Origin of the sequence: Pseudomonas entomophila (assembly GCF_029193575.1) — a bacterium.
Classification (GTDB): domain Bacteria; phylum Pseudomonadota; class Gammaproteobacteria; order Pseudomonadales; family Pseudomonadaceae; genus Aquipseudomonas; species Aquipseudomonas entomophila_G.
Window position 1 is genome coordinate 222,320 of record NZ_JARGCS010000012.1, and the last position, 15,034, is coordinate 237,353.

At 63.7% G+C, this 15,034-nt stretch carries 17 protein-coding genes, 1 pseudogene and 1 CRISPR repeat array; of the genes and pseudogenes, 10 read left to right on the forward strand and 8 right to left on the reverse strand.

Annotation, left to right across the window (positions count from 1 at the left end; all coding sequences use genetic code 11):
• The first annotated feature begins 16 nt into the window (after positions 1 to 16).
• Positions 17 to 403 carry a lysozyme inhibitor LprI family protein gene (locus P0Y43_RS05755; RefSeq protein ID WP_275636343.1) on the forward strand — a complete coding sequence of 129 codons (387 nt, stop codon included), beginning with the start codon at positions 17 to 19 and terminating at the stop codon, positions 401 to 403.
• A gap of 102 nt (positions 404 to 505) precedes the next feature.
• On the opposite strand, the gene mnmH is transcribed toward P0Y43_RS05755, so the two are convergent.
• Entirely contained in the window at positions 506 to 1,612 is a 1,107-nt protein-coding gene (mnmH, locus tag P0Y43_RS05760; protein ID WP_275636344.1) for a tRNA 2-selenouridine(34) synthase MnmH, read from the reverse strand.
• Positions 1,612 to 2,646 (reverse strand): selenide, water dikinase SelD, encoded by a 1,035-nt coding sequence (gene selD, locus P0Y43_RS05765; RefSeq protein ID WP_275636345.1) that lies wholly within the window; start codon positions 2,644 to 2,646, stop codon positions 1,612 to 1,614. Before selD ends, mnmH begins: the two co-directional genes overlap by 1 nt.
• 124 nt (positions 2,647 to 2,770) lie before the next feature.
• On the opposite strand from selD, the gene P0Y43_RS05770 reads away from it, so the two are divergent.
• Genes P0Y43_RS05770 through phnE form a run of 4 tightly spaced genes read left to right on the forward strand, consistent with a single transcriptional unit; the run spans position 2,771 to position 6,001 of the window.
• The gene (locus tag P0Y43_RS05770; protein WP_275636346.1) at positions 2,771 to 3,625 is read left to right on the forward strand and encodes a putative selenate ABC transporter substrate-binding protein; all 855 of its coding nucleotides are present in this window, start codon (positions 2,771 to 2,773) and stop codon (positions 3,623 to 3,625) included.
• Positions 3,622 to 4,416 carry a phosphonate ABC transporter ATP-binding protein gene (locus tag P0Y43_RS05775; RefSeq protein WP_275636347.1) on the forward strand — a complete coding sequence of 265 codons (795 nt, stop codon included), beginning with the start codon at positions 3,622 to 3,624 and terminating at the stop codon, positions 4,414 to 4,416. The genes P0Y43_RS05770 and P0Y43_RS05775 overlap by 4 nt, the downstream gene beginning before the upstream one ends.
• Complete coding sequence (locus P0Y43_RS05780) at positions 4,410 to 5,237, forward strand: PhnE/PtxC family ABC transporter permease (RefSeq protein ID WP_275636348.1); 828 nt, start codon at positions 4,410 to 4,412, stop codon at positions 5,235 to 5,237. Before P0Y43_RS05775 ends, P0Y43_RS05780 begins: the two co-directional genes overlap by 7 nt.
• Complete coding sequence (gene phnE, locus P0Y43_RS05785) at positions 5,234 to 6,001, forward strand: phosphonate ABC transporter, permease protein PhnE (RefSeq protein ID WP_275636349.1); 768 nt, start codon at positions 5,234 to 5,236, stop codon at positions 5,999 to 6,001. Before P0Y43_RS05780 ends, phnE begins: the two co-directional genes overlap by 4 nt.
• A 48-nt stretch (positions 6,002 to 6,049) precedes the next feature.
• On the opposite strand, the gene P0Y43_RS05790 is transcribed toward phnE, so the two are convergent.
• Positions 6,050 to 6,940 (reverse strand): bestrophin family protein, encoded by an 891-nt coding sequence (locus tag P0Y43_RS05790; RefSeq protein ID WP_275636350.1) that lies wholly within the window; start codon positions 6,938 to 6,940, stop codon positions 6,050 to 6,052.
• 216 nt (positions 6,941 to 7,156) lie between these two features.
• Between P0Y43_RS05790 and P0Y43_RS05795 the strand changes: the two are divergent.
• Both P0Y43_RS05795 and P0Y43_RS05800 read left to right on the forward strand, forming a co-directional pair.
• Positions 7,157 to 7,451: pseudogene (locus tag P0Y43_RS05795) on the forward strand (type II toxin-antitoxin system RelE/ParE family toxin).
• Positions 7,448 to 7,744, forward strand: coding sequence for an addiction module antidote protein (locus P0Y43_RS05800; protein ID WP_275636351.1), 297 nt, complete (start codon positions 7,448 to 7,450; stop codon positions 7,742 to 7,744). Before P0Y43_RS05795 ends, P0Y43_RS05800 begins: the two are co-directional and overlap by 4 nt.
• Positions 7,745 to 7,760: 16 nt before the next feature.
• Here the strand turns inward: P0Y43_RS05800 and P0Y43_RS05805 are convergent, their stop codons facing one another.
• Positions 7,761 to 8,240 (reverse strand): GNAT family N-acetyltransferase, encoded by a 480-nt coding sequence (locus P0Y43_RS05805; RefSeq protein ID WP_275636352.1) that lies wholly within the window; start codon positions 8,238 to 8,240, stop codon positions 7,761 to 7,763.
• Positions 8,241 to 8,460: 220 nt separating this feature from the next.
• On the opposite strand from P0Y43_RS05805, the gene P0Y43_RS05810 reads away from it, so the two are divergent.
• The 3 genes from P0Y43_RS05810 to P0Y43_RS05820 all read left to right on the forward strand — a co-directional run bounded on the left by P0Y43_RS05810 (position 8,461) and on the right by P0Y43_RS05820 (position 11,344).
• The gene (locus tag P0Y43_RS05810) at positions 8,461 to 9,516 is read left to right on the forward strand and encodes a diguanylate cyclase (protein WP_275636353.1); all 1,056 of its coding nucleotides are present in this window, start codon (positions 8,461 to 8,463) and stop codon (positions 9,514 to 9,516) included.
• A gap of 152 nt (positions 9,517 to 9,668) precedes the next feature.
• On the forward strand, positions 9,669 to 10,985 hold the full coding sequence (locus P0Y43_RS05815) for a type II toxin-antitoxin system HipA family toxin (protein ID WP_275636354.1): 1,317 nt from the start codon (positions 9,669 to 9,671) through the stop codon (positions 10,983 to 10,985).
• Positions 10,982 to 11,344 (forward strand): helix-turn-helix transcriptional regulator, encoded by a 363-nt coding sequence (locus tag P0Y43_RS05820; RefSeq protein ID WP_345774556.1) that lies wholly within the window; start codon positions 10,982 to 10,984, stop codon positions 11,342 to 11,344. Before P0Y43_RS05815 ends, P0Y43_RS05820 begins: the two co-directional genes overlap by 4 nt.
• Positions 11,345 to 11,454: 110 nt before the next feature.
• Here P0Y43_RS05820 and P0Y43_RS05825 read toward each other — a convergent pair whose 3' ends face one another.
• The 4 genes from P0Y43_RS05825 to csy3 all read right to left on the reverse strand — a co-directional run bounded on the left by P0Y43_RS05825 (position 11,455) and on the right by csy3 (position 15,008).
• Positions 11,455 to 11,709 (reverse strand): DUF3077 domain-containing protein, encoded by a 255-nt coding sequence (locus P0Y43_RS05825; RefSeq protein ID WP_275636355.1) that lies wholly within the window; start codon positions 11,707 to 11,709, stop codon positions 11,455 to 11,457.
• 94 nt (positions 11,710 to 11,803) lie between these two features.
• Positions 11,804 to 11,959: a hypothetical protein gene (locus P0Y43_RS05830; RefSeq protein WP_345774557.1), complete on the reverse strand. Its 156-nt coding sequence runs from the start codon at positions 11,957 to 11,959 to the stop codon at positions 11,804 to 11,806.
• Positions 11,960 to 12,358: 399 nt separating this feature from the next.
• A CRISPR array of direct repeats spans positions 12,359 to 13,286; the repeat unit is 28 nt; unit sequence TTTCTGAGCTGCCTATACGGCAGTGAAC.
• Positions 13,287 to 13,415: 129 nt separating this feature from the next.
• Entirely contained in the window at positions 13,416 to 13,979 is a 564-nt protein-coding gene (cas6f, locus tag P0Y43_RS05835; protein WP_275636356.1) for a type I-F CRISPR-associated endoribonuclease Cas6/Csy4, read from the reverse strand.
• Positions 13,980 to 13,982: 3 nt separating this feature from the next.
• Complete coding sequence (csy3, locus tag P0Y43_RS05840; protein ID WP_275636357.1) at positions 13,983 to 15,008, reverse strand: type I-F CRISPR-associated protein Csy3; 1,026 nt, start codon at positions 15,006 to 15,008, stop codon at positions 13,983 to 13,985.
• Between the last annotated feature and the right edge of the window lie 26 nt (positions 15,009 to 15,034).

A 15,034-nucleotide genomic window follows, 5' to 3' on the forward strand; every position in this document is an offset into this window, starting at 1 on the left:
CGAAGGATACACCTCGATGCTCAAGCGTTCCCTGGCTACCGCTGTCGCTGTTCTGGCCTTTTCCTCCGCCCACGCCGAAGACAGCTCGGCGGCCTATACCCAGTGCATGGACAAGGCCTCCAGCACGGTCGCCATGGGGCAGTGCGTGAAGGCCGAGACCAAGCTGCAGGATGACCGCCTCAACCGGGTGTACAAGCAGTTGCAGGGCAAACTGGACGGCGCGCAGCAGAAGAGCCTGCGCGAGGTGCAACGCAGCTGGATCGGCTACCGGGATGGCAACTGCAAGTTCCACGTGCAGGCCAGCGGCGGCACCCTGGCCGGGCTCGAAGGAAGCGTGTGCGTGATGGACATGACCCGCGAGCGCGCGGCGGAGCTGGAGCGGATTCTCAGCCCCGGGCAGTGACGGGGCCGGCCTCATCACGGGCCAGCCCGCTCCCACAGGCTCACCGCCAACCGCAAGAACGGCGCGGTACCTGTGGCAGCGGGCTGGCCCCGCGGTAGGGCCCTAACGCCGTTCGCGTGCGGCCCGAGCGGTCAAATACTCCCGCACCTCCAGGGCGTCCCCGGCGAACTCGATGCGCCCGGCCTTGGCCTCGCGCTGGTACGCGTACATCGGGTCGTAATACTCCTTCAACAACCCCTCGATCCACCCCCGGTGCAGTTCAACCGCGCCACTGCGCAGTTGTTCGTCCAGCGCCTCGGCCAACAGCCCCGACAACCGCTGGAAGCGCTCCCCGCCCAAGCGCTTGTGGATATTGCCCATGCTCTGCAGCAAGCGCTCGGCGAACAGCCGACGGCCTTCCTCCTCGCCATGCAGTACCACGAACTCGGCGCACAGGTTGATCACGTAGTCGCGCAGGATGCGCTCCACACGGTTGGCGAAGCTGTCCTCCAGCCACACCATGGGGTACTGCTGCATGCCCTGGTACAGCTCCAGCGGCAGTGAGCAACTGCCGACGATGCGCCCTTCGTCCTCCAGCACGAACTGCCGTGTGCCACGCGCGCGCTGCCTGAGGATGTCGATGGCCAGGCGGTTCTCGAAGTCGATCTGCGCCGGCTGCGCGGTGGCGCGCTTGCCGAAGCTCGAGCCGCGGTGGTTGGCGTGGCCTTCCAGGTCGAGCACGTTGTCGAGCTGGTGCAGCACATCGGTCTTGCCGGTCCCGGTAAGGCCACCGACCAGCACGAAATCGCACTGTTGCACCGCCTGCTGGGTAGTCTCCAGGAGGAAGGTGCGCATGGCCTTGTAGCCGCCCTTCACCTTCGGGTAGTCGATGCCCGCGTCCTTGAGCCAGCCTTGCACGATCTGCGAGCGCAGCCCGCCGCGAAAGCAGTACAGGTAGCCGTCGGGGTGGTCCTTGGCGAAGGCGGCCCAGGCGTCCAGCCGTTGCTGCTTCAGCGTGCCGCTGACCAGTTGGTGGCCCAGGGCGATGGCGGCGGCCTGGCCCTGCTGCTTGAAGCAGGTGCCGACCTTCTGCCGCTCTTGGTCGTTCATCAGCGGCAGGTTGATGACGCCCGGGAAGGCGCCCTTGGAAAACTCGATCGGCGCGCGCATGTCCATCATCGGCACGTCGTTGAGGAACAGCTGGCGGTAATCGCTGCAGTCGTCGCGCATCAAAGCACCTCGACTGCGTGGGTCTGTCGCTCGACCAGCTCGCCGATCGGCGCGAGGGTCAGGCCCAGCGCTGCGGCGCAAGCCAGGAAGTCCGCCTCGCCCTCGGGGCTGACCGCCACCAGCAAACCGCCGCTGGTCTGCGGGTCGCACAGCAGGTGCTTCTGCTCATCGCTCAGGTCGCCGATCTTGTGGCCATAGCTTTCGAAGTTGCGCAGCGTGCCACCAGGGATACAGCCCTCGGCCAGGTAGTGTTCGACCCCTGGCAGGCGCGGCACCTTGGCAAATTGCAGGCGCGCGGTCAGGCCGCTGCCTTCGGCCACTTCGACCAGGTGGCCGAGCAAGCCGAAGCCGGTGACGTCGGTCATCGCCTGCACACCGTCGAGCTTGCCGAAGCGGCTGCCCGGGGTGTTCAGGGTGCACATCCAGTCGCGGGCCAGGCCTTTGTCCTGCTCGCGCAGCTTGGCCTTCTTCTCCGCCGTGGTGAGGATGCCGATGCCCAGCGGCTTGGTCAGGTACAGGCGGCAGCCGGCGCTGGCGGTGTCGTTGCGCTTGAGGTGGCGCTTGCTGACCACGCCGGTGACGGCCAGGCCGAAGATCGGCTCGGGGGCGTCGATGGAGTGCCCGCCGGCCAGCGGGATGCCGGCCTCTGCGCACACTGCGCGGCCACCGCGAATCACCTCGCGGGCGACCTCCGGTGGCAGCACGTTGACCGGCCAGCCAAGGATGGCGATGGCCATCAGCGGGTCGCCACCCATGGCGTAGATGTCGCTGATGGCATTGGTGGCGGCGATGCGGCCGAAGTCGTAAGGGTCGTCGACGATGGGCATGAAGAAGTCGGTGGTCGAGACCACCCCGCGCTCGTCGTCCAGGGCGTACACCGCGGCGTCGTCGCGCGAGGCGTTGCCGACCCACAGGTTGGGGTCCAGCGCCTGGGTGCCGCTTTCGGCGAGGATCACGTCCAGCACCTTGGGGGAGATCTTGCAACCGCAGCCAGCGCCATGGCTGTACTGGGTCAGGCGAATGGGTTCGCTCATGGAAGCCTCGGGTTCGATGTGTTGCGCGAGTTTAGCAAAGCTGGCCTTTGCCCCAGTGCCTCTTATACTTGCCCCGGTCGGCGCCATGTCGGCCCTTTCCCCGCTATTGAACCGGAGAATCCCCATGCTCAAACGCCCCTTGGCCCTTGCCGCCGGCCTCGTGCTGTCGTGTTGCGCCGTCATCGCCCAGGCCGCCGAGACCCTGCGGGTCAGCGCCATCCCCGACGAAGCGCCCACCGAACTGCTGCGCAAGTTCAAGCCGCTGGGCGAGTACCTGGAGCAGCGACTGGGCATGAAGGTGCAGTTCGTGCCCGTGGCCGATTACCCCGCGGTGGTCGAGGCGCTGGCCACCGACCGTCTGGACCTGGCCTGGCTGGGGGGCTTCACCTTCGTTCAGGTGCATTTGAAGGACCCGACCGCCACGCCGCTGGTGCAGCGTGAGCAGGACGCCCAGTTCACCAGCAAGTTCATCACCGCCAACCCCGAGGTCAAGAGCCTGGCCGACCTCAAGGGCAAGACCTTCGCCTTCGGCTCCATCTCCTCCACGTCCGGCAGCCTGATGCCGCGCTATTTCATGCTCAAGGAAGACAACATCAAGCCCGAGAGCTACTTCAGCCGCGTTGCCTACTCCGGCGCCCACGACGCCACCGTCGCCTGGGTGCAGGCCGGCAAGGTCGATGCCGGCGTGCTCAACGCCAGCGTGTGGCAGAAGCTGGTCGATGCCGGCAAGGTCGATACCGCCAAGGTGAAGGTGTTCGCCACCACGCCGACCTACTACGACTACAACTGGACCGTGCGCGGCAAGATGGACCCGGCGCTCAAGGCCAAGATCAAGCAGGCCTTCCTCGACCTCGACCCGGCCAAGCCCGAGCACAAGGCCATCCTCGACCTGCAGGCGGCGAGCCGCTTCATCGAGACCCAGCCCGAGAACTACCAGGGCACCGAGCAGGCCGCGCGTGAGGCTGGCCTGTTGAAGTGAGCATCCAACTGCACGAGGCGGGCCTGCGCCATGGGCAGGTCCGTGCGCTGGAAGGCGTGAGCCTGCGCATCGACAAGGGTGAGCGGGTGGCGATCATCGGGCCGTCCGGGGCGGGCAAGTCCAGCCTGCTGCACCTGATGGCCAGTGCCGTGGTGCCGAGCGCCGGGCATGTGGAGCTGCTGGGCGAGCAGCCCTGGGCGCTCTCGGCGCGGGCCCGCCAGCGCCTGCGCGCGCGGGTCGCGCTGGTGCACCAGGCGCCGCCCTTGCCGCCGCGCCAGCGGGTGGTCACGGCGGTGCTGGCCGGCCGCCTGGGGCAGTGGAGCACCTTGCATGGCTTGCTCAACCTTATCCATCCCACCGATGTGCCCGGCGCGCGCCAGGTGTTGGCCGAGCTGGGCATGGCCGACAAGTTGTTCGTGCAGTGTGGGCAGCTCTCGGGTGGGCAGTTGCAGCGGGTGGGCATCGCCCGGGCGTTGTACCAGCGAGCCGAAGTGCTGCTGACGGATGAACCGGTGTCGGCCATGGACCCGGTGCTCGCCGACCATAGCCTGGCGCTGCTCAACCGCCATGCCCAGGCGCAGGGTGTCACCCTGGTGGCCAGCCTGCACGCGGTGGAGCTGGCGCTGGCGCACTTCCCACGGGTGGTCGGCGTTCGCGATGGCCAGATGGCGTTCGACTGCCCGGCCGCGTCGGTCAGCCAGGCGTTGCTCGATGCGCTTTATGCCAATGAGCAACTGCCACCGCCGGTCACCCCCGGTGCGACGCTGACCGTGCAGATTCCCCGATGCTGAAGGCCGACCGCCGCGACCCGGCGGCACTGCCGCGCCTGCTGCTGACCCTGCTGGCGCTGGCCCTGCTGTGGCCGGGCATCCAACTCAGCGAGCTGAACCCCGCTGTGCTGTTGCACGCCGAGAACCGCCAGCAGATGGCCAGCTTCGTCAGTGGCTTCTGGCCCCCGGCCCATGACCGCGACTTCCTCGGCCTGCTGCTGGAGGCCACCGTGCAGACCCTCGCCGTCGCCACCGCTGGCATGACCCTGGCGCTATTGCTGGCGATACCGGCGAGCCTCCTGGCCAGCCGCGCGTTGTCGCTGGGCGCGGCCTCGCGCGGTGGGCGTGCGGGGCCGTGGTCGCGGTTGGCGCGCCTGCCGGTGCGCGGGCTGCTGGTGTTCCTGCGCAGCGTGCCGGAGATCGTCTGGGCGCTGCTGTTCGTGCGCGCCGTGGGCCTGGGGCCGACGGCGGGTGTGCTGGCGATCGCCATCACCTACAGCGGCATGCTCGGCAAGGTCTACGCGGAGATCTTCGAGTCGGTCGACCAGCGCCCCGCCCACGCCCTGATGCAGGCCGGCAGCGGGCGGTTGCTGGCGTTCTTCTACGGCATCCTGCCGGAGGCCTCGGCAGAGCTGGTGTCCTACACCGTGTACCGCTGGGAGTGCGCGGTGCGGGCGTCGGTGGTGATGGGCTTCGTCGGTGCGGGCGGGCTGGGGCAGCAGATCGACCTGTCCATGCGCATGTTCGCCGGCGCCGAGGTGGCGAGCATGCTGCTGGCATTCCTGGTGCTGGTGATGCTGGCCGACGGGCTCAGCCGGCTGCTGCGTGGGAGGCTGGCATGAAGCGGGTGGTCGACGTGCTGCTGGTGCTGGCGATCCTGTTGGCGGTGGTGGCGTCGTTCGCCTACCTGCAGCTGGACCTGGCGGCGGTGGTGGGGCACGGCGGGCTGGGGCAGATGGCCGAGTATGCCGGGCGCTTCCTCAGCCCGGACCTCTCCGCCGAGCACCTGCGCGCAGTGGCGCGCGGGGCGTTGGAAACCCTGGCGATGTCCGGGCTGGGGACCTTGCTGGCGATGGTGGTCGGGTTGTTGCTGGCCCTGCCAGCGGCGGGGCGCTTCGGCTGGCCGCTGCAAGGTGCGGCACGCTTGCTGCTCAATGCCTTGCGGGCGATTCCTGAATTGGTCTGGGCGGCGTTGACGGTGTTCGCCGCGGGGCTCGGGCCGAACGCCGGCACCCTGGCGCTGGCGCTGCATACCTCGGGGGTGCTGGGCCGGTTGTTCGCAGAGGCGCTGGAGAACGCGCCCGTGGAGCCTGCCGCCGCCATTCGCTTGCAGGGCGGCAGCCAGGTGGCGGCGTTCTGTTTTGGCACATTGCCTAACCTCTGGCCGCAGTTGCTGGCGTACAGCTTGTACCGCTGGGAGAACAATATCCGCATGGCCAGCGTGCTGGGGTTCGTCGGGGCGGGCGGGTTGGGGCAGATGCTGTATACGACGTTGAGCCTGTTCCAAGAGGCCCAGGCCAGCACGGTGATCATCGCCATGCTGGTGTTGGTGTTGCTGGTGGATGCGCTGAGTGACCTGTTGCGCCAGCGGTTTGTGCGGGCCTGAGGGGGGCTGCTGCGCAGTCCAATTGCGGGGCGCAGCCCTCGCAGCACTTCATTGCACCGCCATCTCGCACTGCGCTTCGCGCTGCATCGACTCCAGGTTCCGCTCGATGGTTTCGCAGATCCGGTCCATCTGAATCTGGTGCTCGCTGAAGCGGAACGGGCTCTGCAAATCCGTGCCGATCCGCTCGATGGCCAGCAACATGAACCCCACCACCGTCGACGCCAGCGGTGTGAACCACTCCAGCGACTCCACCAGGCCAATCGGCACGATCAGGCAGAACAGGGTGATGAACAAGCGTGGGAAATACACGTAGGGGTAGGGCAGCGGCGTGTTGGCGATGCGCTCCATCCCGCCCTGGGCGTTGGACAGGTCCACCAGCGTCGACTCCAGCCGTGCCAGGCGCATGCTGTCCAGCCGCCCGGCCTTGTATTCCTTGGCCAGCAACGCCGCCGAGCCACCGAGGATGTCATTGGCAAAATTGTTCGAGCCCTTGCGCCGCTCGAACTCGCGCGGCGGGATGAACGCCATCATCGCCTCCGGGCACGCCTCGCCCTTCAGGTGCGCCGCCAGGCAGTTCACATAGGCGATATGCCGGCGCAGCAAGGTCGCCTTCACCGGGTTCAAGCCACCCTCCGGGTCATCGATCAACGTCAGCACCTGCCGCGCGTAGCTGCGCGAGCCATTCACCAACGCCCCCCACAAGGTGCGCGCCTCCCACCAGCGGTTATACGCGCTGCTGTTGCGAAAACTCACCAGCACCACCAGCGCCGAACCCAGCAGGGTCAGCGGAATCAGCGGCAGGGTGAACTTGCTGTTGAAGAACAGCATGAAGTCGATGGTGACCAGCACGTCCCAGATCAGCAGCCAGAACAGCGACCAGCCGATGTAGCCGAAGGTCTTCACCACCAGGCGGTATTTGCGGGCGATGATGTCTTTCACGTGGGAACCTCTTCATGGCGCGAATGCAGAATCCGACGTCGAGTGAGAGCTAAGGTTCGGTTGACGGATGCTGCAAGAGTTGTGGGCGCGCGATGTTCTCGGACACGTATGACGCGTTTGTAGGATGCTTCGAGCTGTCTTCGAAGAGCGAGCTCATGAAAAGTAGGTCGTTTCCAATCTTGATCAATCGTATCTATTTGGATACAGCTGGGGCGAATGTTGACCTACGAAATCGTACAAACGAAAAGCTTTTCCCTTTGGTTAGTCGGTTTGCGAGATGTGCGTGCCAAGCTCATGGTGGGTCGCAGGATTGAGCGAGCGGTGGCCGGGAATCTTGGAGACACCAAGTCGTTGGGAGGCGGTATCCATGAGTTCCGTATCGATGTCTCGGCAGGCTACCGTATTTATTTCACTCCTCGTGGAGTTGATCCTGTTATTGGTAGGAGGAGATAAATCTTCACAGGCTGCTGGCATCCTCAAAGCCAGAAAGCTGGCGAAGGAGTTGAAATGAGCGAGATCCTGATCCCATTTGATATAGCTGCATTGTTGGATAGCGACGAAGCGATCGGTGAATACCTGAGCCAAGTGCTCAATGATGGTGATACCGATGAAATCCTCCGTGCGCTAGGTCATATTGCCAGAGCGAAAGGCATGTCTCAGGTGGCCGCACAAAGCGGTTTGGGGCGCGAGAGTCTTTACAAGGCTTTTAGCCCAGGCGCCAAGCCGCGTTTCGATACGGTGCTTAAAGTCATTCGGGCGTTAGGTATAGATCTGCTTGCTCAGCCTCACACTGTAATCCGTTAGCTGCATCCAAGTTCGGTCACGTGAACGACTGCCTCATCTGCACCAACGCCACCCGCCCCCCATCCGGCGCGTGCCGCTCCTCGATCCCGAACGGCACGAACCCCAGCCGTGGATACAGCAGCAACCCCGCAGTGTTGTGGTTGAAGCACGACACCCATACCTCCCGCGCCGCGAACTCCAGGCGGGCCAGCTCGATCATGGCCTGCACCAGGTAGCGCGCCACGCCATGGCCGCGCGCCGCTGGCGCCACCACCACGTTACCCAGTGCGCACACGCCGCCGTGCTCGGCTTTATAGAAGTTGGCGAAGCCGAGCACCGTGCCATCGCCCTCCACCACGGTCGAGCCGCTGCGCTGGGCGATGGCCTCGCTCAGTTGCGCCGGGGTCAGCGGGTAAGTGGCCTTGGGAAACATGTAGAACAATTCGTCCGGCCCCTGCGGGAAGCAGCAGATGGCGGGAATATCGGCGGGTTGCGCGGGGCGGTGGGTCAGTTGCATCGCGGGCTTCGTCCTGGAAGGGGATGTGGGCGTCTGTCAGGCAGCTTAGCGCCTGGCGAGGTGTCAGGCACGCGCCTCGCGCAGCGGTATTTCGTCTGCACGGCCTGTCGGCGATCTTTCGCTGATGGCACAATGCTTTCGCCGCCGACCCTCCAGGGTGTTTCTTCCCTGCCGTCTGTCCGCTGCAGTCATGGACAGCCAACCCATCGGTGAACCCGCAATGAACGAGCGAACGGGCAAGGGCCTTTCTTTTGCCAGGCGCATGTACGTGCCCCGTACCGTCGGGACGGGCCTGGGTTTTTTCTGCGTGATGATCGGCATCTGGCCCCAGCAGCCGGCCTGGTGGACCTGGGCGTTGCTGGCGCTGCATGGCTTCGTCTGGCCGCACCTGGCGTTCCAGTTCGCCCGCGGGTCACGCAACGCCTACCGCACCGAGCAGCGCAACCTGGTGTTCGACGGCTTCGCTGGCGGCTGCTGGGCCGGGGTGATGGGCCTCAACCCACTGCCGAGCGTGATCATCCTGTCGATGATCGCCATGGACAAGATCGCCGCCGGCGGCGGGCGCCTGCTGGCCAAGACCCTCGTCGCCCAGGCCCTGGGCATCGGCACCGGGCTATGGCTGTACGCGCCCGCGCTGTTCCCCGCCACCACCCAGGCGCAGATGCTGGCGTGCCTGCCGATCCTGGTGGTCTACCCCATGGCCATCGGCCTGATCTGCTACCAGGTCACCGTGCAGTTGGGTGAGCACAAGCGCGCCCTGGCCCACCTGAGCAAGACCGACAGCCTCACCGGCCTGATCAACCACGGCGCCTGGAAAGACCTGCTGCTGCGCGAGTTCGAGCGCTGTCGGGCCACCCAGCAGGCCAACACCCTGGCGCTGATCGACATCGACCACTTCAAGCAGATCAACGACCGCCACGGCCACCTGGTGGGCGACAACATCCTGCGCATCCTCAGCGCGTTCTTCCCCGCCCACCTGCGCAAGCGCGACCCGGTGGCGCGCTACGGCGGCGACGAGTTCTGCGTGATGCTGCCCGATACCACCCCGGCCCAGGCCGAGGAAATCCTCGAGCGCCTGCGCCAGGCGGTGGAGGATTATCGAGACCCCGCGTTGGCGCAGTTGCGCCTGAGCCTGAGCATCGGCCTGGCGCCGTTCGGGCCGCACCTGGCCAATGCCGAGGCGTGGCTGCACGAGGCGGACATGGCGCTGTACCAGGCCAAGAGCGAGGGGCGTAATCGGATCGTGTGGGCGGGGCGGTTGGGGTCGTTGGCTTGAGTGTCGGCTTTTAGTAAGGCGTCCTCGCTTCCATCCTTAATCAGCACTAAAGTACTGAGTATGGTTGGGTTAGGCTTATAACCAGTATTATGTTGCTGATTAATGATCTCTCGACTATATTTTCAGCATTAAACTGCCGATAGAGGGCTGAGATGTCCGAGCGATTGACATTGCAAACCTTCGTCCAGGGGGCGTGGGCAGATGCACTGGTCATGACCGTGGAGAATGTCCGGCAGGTGGCCGAAAGTGCCTGTACGCTCGCCTACGAGCAGGGCTACCTGGTGGACCGCCTGGAAGAGATAGGGTCGTCTTTCGATGCGGCGGTCAGCGTCAATCTGCCTCTGGACTGGACCCTCAGTACCTCCCGTGGCTACCCCGCCTTCATCTATGACATCGTCCCGGCTGGCGCTGCACGGCGTTCCCTCGAACAACGTTTCGGCCAGGAAAAGCCCGTGGGCATGGACATGGAACTATTCCTGCTCAAGCGTTGCACGCCGGCACCAGTTGGCCATCTACGGGTGAAGGAGTCGTTTGAGCACCTCGATCACACGCGAGTCGTCGCGTTTTCAAGGCAAGAAGTCGTGGACAGGAACAACGACTTCCTTGAGTACGCCTATGAGCTGGGGGCCGCCATTGGCGGAGCCACCGGCGCGCAGGGCGAGGCGCCTAAATTGCTGATGACCGAAGACCGCCACGGTGGCTTGCATGCCGATGCCGTGTTGGCGGACGACCAGGCGCATCGCCATTGGCTGGTGAAGTTCGCCCGTAACAAAGTCACCGAGCGTGACAAGAACATCCTAAGGGCGGAGTTCCATTACTACCGAGCGGTGTCCCAGCTTGGGCTGGATACCGTGCCCGTCGATGGACTGGCGCTGGAAGAGGCCCACAAGCCGAGCCTCTGGATGCCTCGTTTCGATCGGCGCGTTGTCGATGGGCGGGTCGAGCGCGTGCCCATGGAGTCGCTCTACTCGGTGTGCGACAACCGGGTGCCGGGCTCCAGGATGCGTCACGAAACCGTCCTGCGCCGCCTGGTGCAGTTGTGGCGAGACAACGGGCAAGCGGGTGAGGTCGAGGCGCTGATCTTCGAGTACATTCGCCGCGATTTGCTCAACCGAGTCCTGGGTAACTCCGACAACCACGGGCGCAACACGTCAATCTTCCGTGAGCATGGGCAATTCCGGCTGGCTCCGATCTACGACCTCGCCCCGATGGTGCTCGACCCCGAAGGTGTTACGCGCGTGACCAAGTGGGACAGTGAGCGGGCCGGTGCGCCAGATTGGCAGGGGGTATGCGCCGACCTCGGTGACCTGCTCGACCCCGACGCCTTGCTTGCCAGGCTCAAGCAGGCCGCCGACACGTTCAGGGCACTGCCTGGGCTGCTGAACGAACTGCCGGAGGAGGTGCGATCGGCTCAGGTCATACCCTTGAACAACCTGGATGCACGGCTGACCGAATGGGGGCTGCGATGATTCCTGTAGCAACGGCCGATCGGCAACAGCTGATCGACGATATCCTGCAACGCAACAGGCTCGGCCAGGAGACCTTGGGTACCGCGATTCGTCGCCTGCGCATCGAAGTGACGGGCCTTGACCAGGAAACGTTCGCCACCATGTGCAAACTGTCGACGCGAGCGCTGTACCAGTTGGAGCGTGACAAGGGTAATCCGACCCTTGGCACACTCAACGGCATCCTGCGTATGTTCGGCATGACGATGGTATTGGGTGCCATCCGGCAGAGTGCCGAGTCGCCCGAGGCTGAGCGACCTGCCGCGAGAAAGCGCGGCAGCCGCCCTGCCTCGCGCAAGCGCGCCCTTGTAGGCGCGCCTTAGCCCTCAAGGACGGTGAGGCGCTGAATAGTCGCTGTCGTAAAACCGGTACTGTCTCTTGTAGGGGCGGGCTTGAACTGCGATGGCGCCCGCCGTCTCACCACATCACCGGCCTACTGACTCCGCTCGCGCCCCACCTCTACATCATCCATCACCGCCTTGACCATGTCGCACAGCAGGTGCGCGGCCCAGCCCAGGTCCACCTCGCCATCGGTGGCTGCCAGCAGCGTCATGCGCCGCGCGCAGGCCATCATCGCCGAGGCCTGCTCCATCGCGATGATGGCGTCATGGCCAGGCTCCACGCGAAACAGCGGCCTGTCGCCATCGCCGTAGCCGAAGCCGGTCACGCCGGCAGTCTTGTCAGTCATTTCAACGCTCCTTGTCAGTGACGGATTTGCACTTTGCTCAGGGCCATTTCCACCAGCGTGCGGGCGGCATCGATTTCGTGGGCGGTGGCGAGGTTCAGTGGGTGGGCAGAGGGGAGCCGAGGGTGAGCAGGGCGCTCTGGGTGTTGATGGCGAGGGCGCAGAGCAGGTACTCGGCGGTTTGCAGCAGGATTTCTTCGAGGGAATGGGGGATTTCGGTGGGGATTGGGGGATCGGGGACGATCTTGAGCATGGTAACTCCTTGAGCCTTGTCAGAAGTTGCAGATCACCGCTGTCAAACGAATGGAGGCAACCGTACGTGGGTTGACAGACCGGAGGCTCAAGAACCCGGCGCACACGAATGTGCCCCACGTACAGCTGCCATGAAGGCCCAGCTGTTGGACTTGAGCTCGCGGTCTGTCAAAACCGGTCGTTGAATTTGCAACGACTGGGCGAGCCTAGGAGCCCAAGGAGCAGTGCGCAACGGCAGGTAGGCGGGGAAGAGTATGTTTGGGAAACGGACTACAGGAAATGAGGAAAATCTGAGAACTTCTGGCTGCACCACAGCAATCGCGGGACAAGCCTGCTTGCATTATCGAACTGCCTGTACGGCAGAGAACCAGCGGTTCAAGCCATCGCTGAGATCCCAGAATTTCTGAGCTGCCTATACGGCAGTGAACCGGTATTGCTGGATCGGTTTTCTGTGGGCATGTCTCTGAGCTGCCTATACGGCAGTGAACTCGCTGATGTCCAGTTGATCGACCGAGCCACTTTTCTGAGTTGCCTATACGGCAGTGAACCGGGCTTGCTGAATCAAATCTGGCTTGGGCATTTTCTGAGCTGCCTATACGGCAGTGAACTCGATCGAGCAGAGCTACATCCAGGGTATCCCTTTCTGAGCTGCCTATACGGCAGTGAACCGAACGGCGAAGGGAGCAGCTGAATGCGCGAATTTCTGAGCTGCCTATACGGCAGTGAACCAGCCGAAAGCCCGTAGCCGCTTGTAGCCTTCTTTCTGAGCTGCCTATACGGCAGTGAACCACATTGGGAGAGGGCTAAAAGTGTATGCAATTTTCTGAGCTGCCTATACGGCAGTGAACGCGGCCAAAGATCAACGCAAAGCAGAACTCGCTTTCTGAGCTGCCTATACGGCAGTGAACTGCTTGAAGGTGCCGTCCCACACCCCGGTGTATTTCTGAGCTGCCTATACGGCAGTGAACGGGGTGACATGGCGTGTGTTCGCCCGGTACCGTTTCTGAGCTGCCTATACGGCAGTGAACGCCAAGCGCGGCACCGTGGGGCAGCTTGTGGCTTTCTGAGCTGCCTATACGGCAGTGAACGGCTGCCCGGCGCTGCTGCATGGCCTGGGTGTTTTCTGAGCTGCCTATACGGCAGTGAACTTGCCGCTGTTCCGGCGCCACTCCACGTCGTATTTCTGAGCTGCCTATACGGCAGTGAACGAGCAGGGTACGGCGTACATGATCGACATGGCTTTCTGAGCTGCCTATACGGCAGTGAACGGCTTCGGTGGCGGCGACTTGGTGCAGGGCAATTTCTGAGCTGCCTATACGGCAGTGAACTAGAGGAAAATAAAACTAACTCGATGATTAACAAACAGAAACTACGATTTTCATGGTTTACCCCTTTTTTCAGCTGTCTCCGTAACCCATTGATTTTACGAAGACAGCCACACCCACAATAGAAAAGGGTCAGAACCAAGGGACTGTCGCGGCGTTGCTCAAACCATATCCCCCAAACGTGCCTGCCCGTGCTTCATCCATCAACGGTCCATGGCGAATGAAGAGGCGATACACCTGTCCCGTCGTATGACTGCGCACCTGAGCAAATGGCAGCTCGCACTGTTTGCCGACATTTCCTGCAATTCGCAGCCGTGCCTCTTCCTCACTGATGCCATGTCGTTTAATCAGTCGACGCCGCAGCCGCTCCGGGCTGCTGTCCACCTGCACGCGGCTCACGCAGCGATACCGTGCGCAGGTGGGAACCACTTCAGGCCCCACCAGTTGCACATGGTCGCGCATGCCGCTGAGCCAGTTGCGTGCTTGCAGGGCGAGCAAGGCGCCCTGACTACCGTGAATGCGCAGGCGAGCCCCCAGCGTTCGAGGTGTCTGCCTGAAGTCCGGGAAACTGATGCCAATGTCGTCCCGCCTTACGTCATGCAGGGCGCGGTGTAGCTTGACCAGCAGCGCGTTCATCAGCATTGGCTGCGGGAATTCCGGGTCGGGAAGCAATGTCAGTTCAAGGTATCGGTCCATGACTCAGCCCGCCTCGCCGAACACACCACCGCGGATCAAGGTAGCGATGACGAAGTGCTGCTGCTCCAGGGGCGGGACTTTGTCCTTGAGTACCCAGGCATCGAGCAGGGAGTAGAAGTCGTCCTTGTTTTTGTTGCGCGGCTGGCGGTAGGCCTTGCCCTGAGTGGTTACCGAACCATAGGGTTCGACGGCGATCGGGCCGTTGCTGTCGGCCTCTTCGTACCAGGTGTCGATGCTGCGCAGGGCATTGCCGACTTTCTGCGAATGCAACCCCGCGATACCGCCCACGCTGTACAGGGTCTTGCTCTTGTCACCCCGGCTGCGCTCCATGATCAACTCCTGGGAGGGGAATACCTCCTGGCCGGCGCCCAGGCGCGCATGCGCGGTGATGCGCAGCAGCACGTTCTGCTCGCCCAGCAGGCCATTGTTGATTACCTGGGCCAGGGCCTTGAGCGCAGTGGTGTTGTCACCATGGCTGTCGAAGTGGCGCAGGGACAGGCTGAGCGCATCGAAGGTCCAGCTATCGCGGGGTTGGCCTTCCACCAAATGCTCCACCCGCACTTCGACCTGTTCGGCGCCAATACGGTTGCGCCAGAGGAAACGGGCGTTAGCGAGGTTGCAGGCGTAGCGGTAGGCAAGTTCGTTGAAGCCGTTCTGTTCCACGTAGCTTTTCACCGTGGCCTGCAACTTGTGACGGTAGGCTGCGTCGTTGCAAGCCGAAGGCTGGCCGATATTGCCCAGCACCCGGAGGGTGAACGAGACCTGAAGTGCATCGGTGTCGTGGGGTAGGGTGGCGACGTCGATGGTCTGCAGGTTTGGCTTCTGGACTTCGGCATCCAGCTTGGCGGGGTCCAGATCCTTGGTCTTCATGCGGTTGGAGATGGTGCCGCGCACGGATTTCTCACGTACCACGATAGGCAACCAGCCATCGCGTTTTTGCCAGTCACCGGCATGGAACAGGGCGTCCGAGGGGTCGAGCTTGCGCTCGAAGGCCAGGACGGAGGCGGTCTTGAGGGTTTCGGCGGTCATTGGCAAATCCTTCTGTAATGAATGAC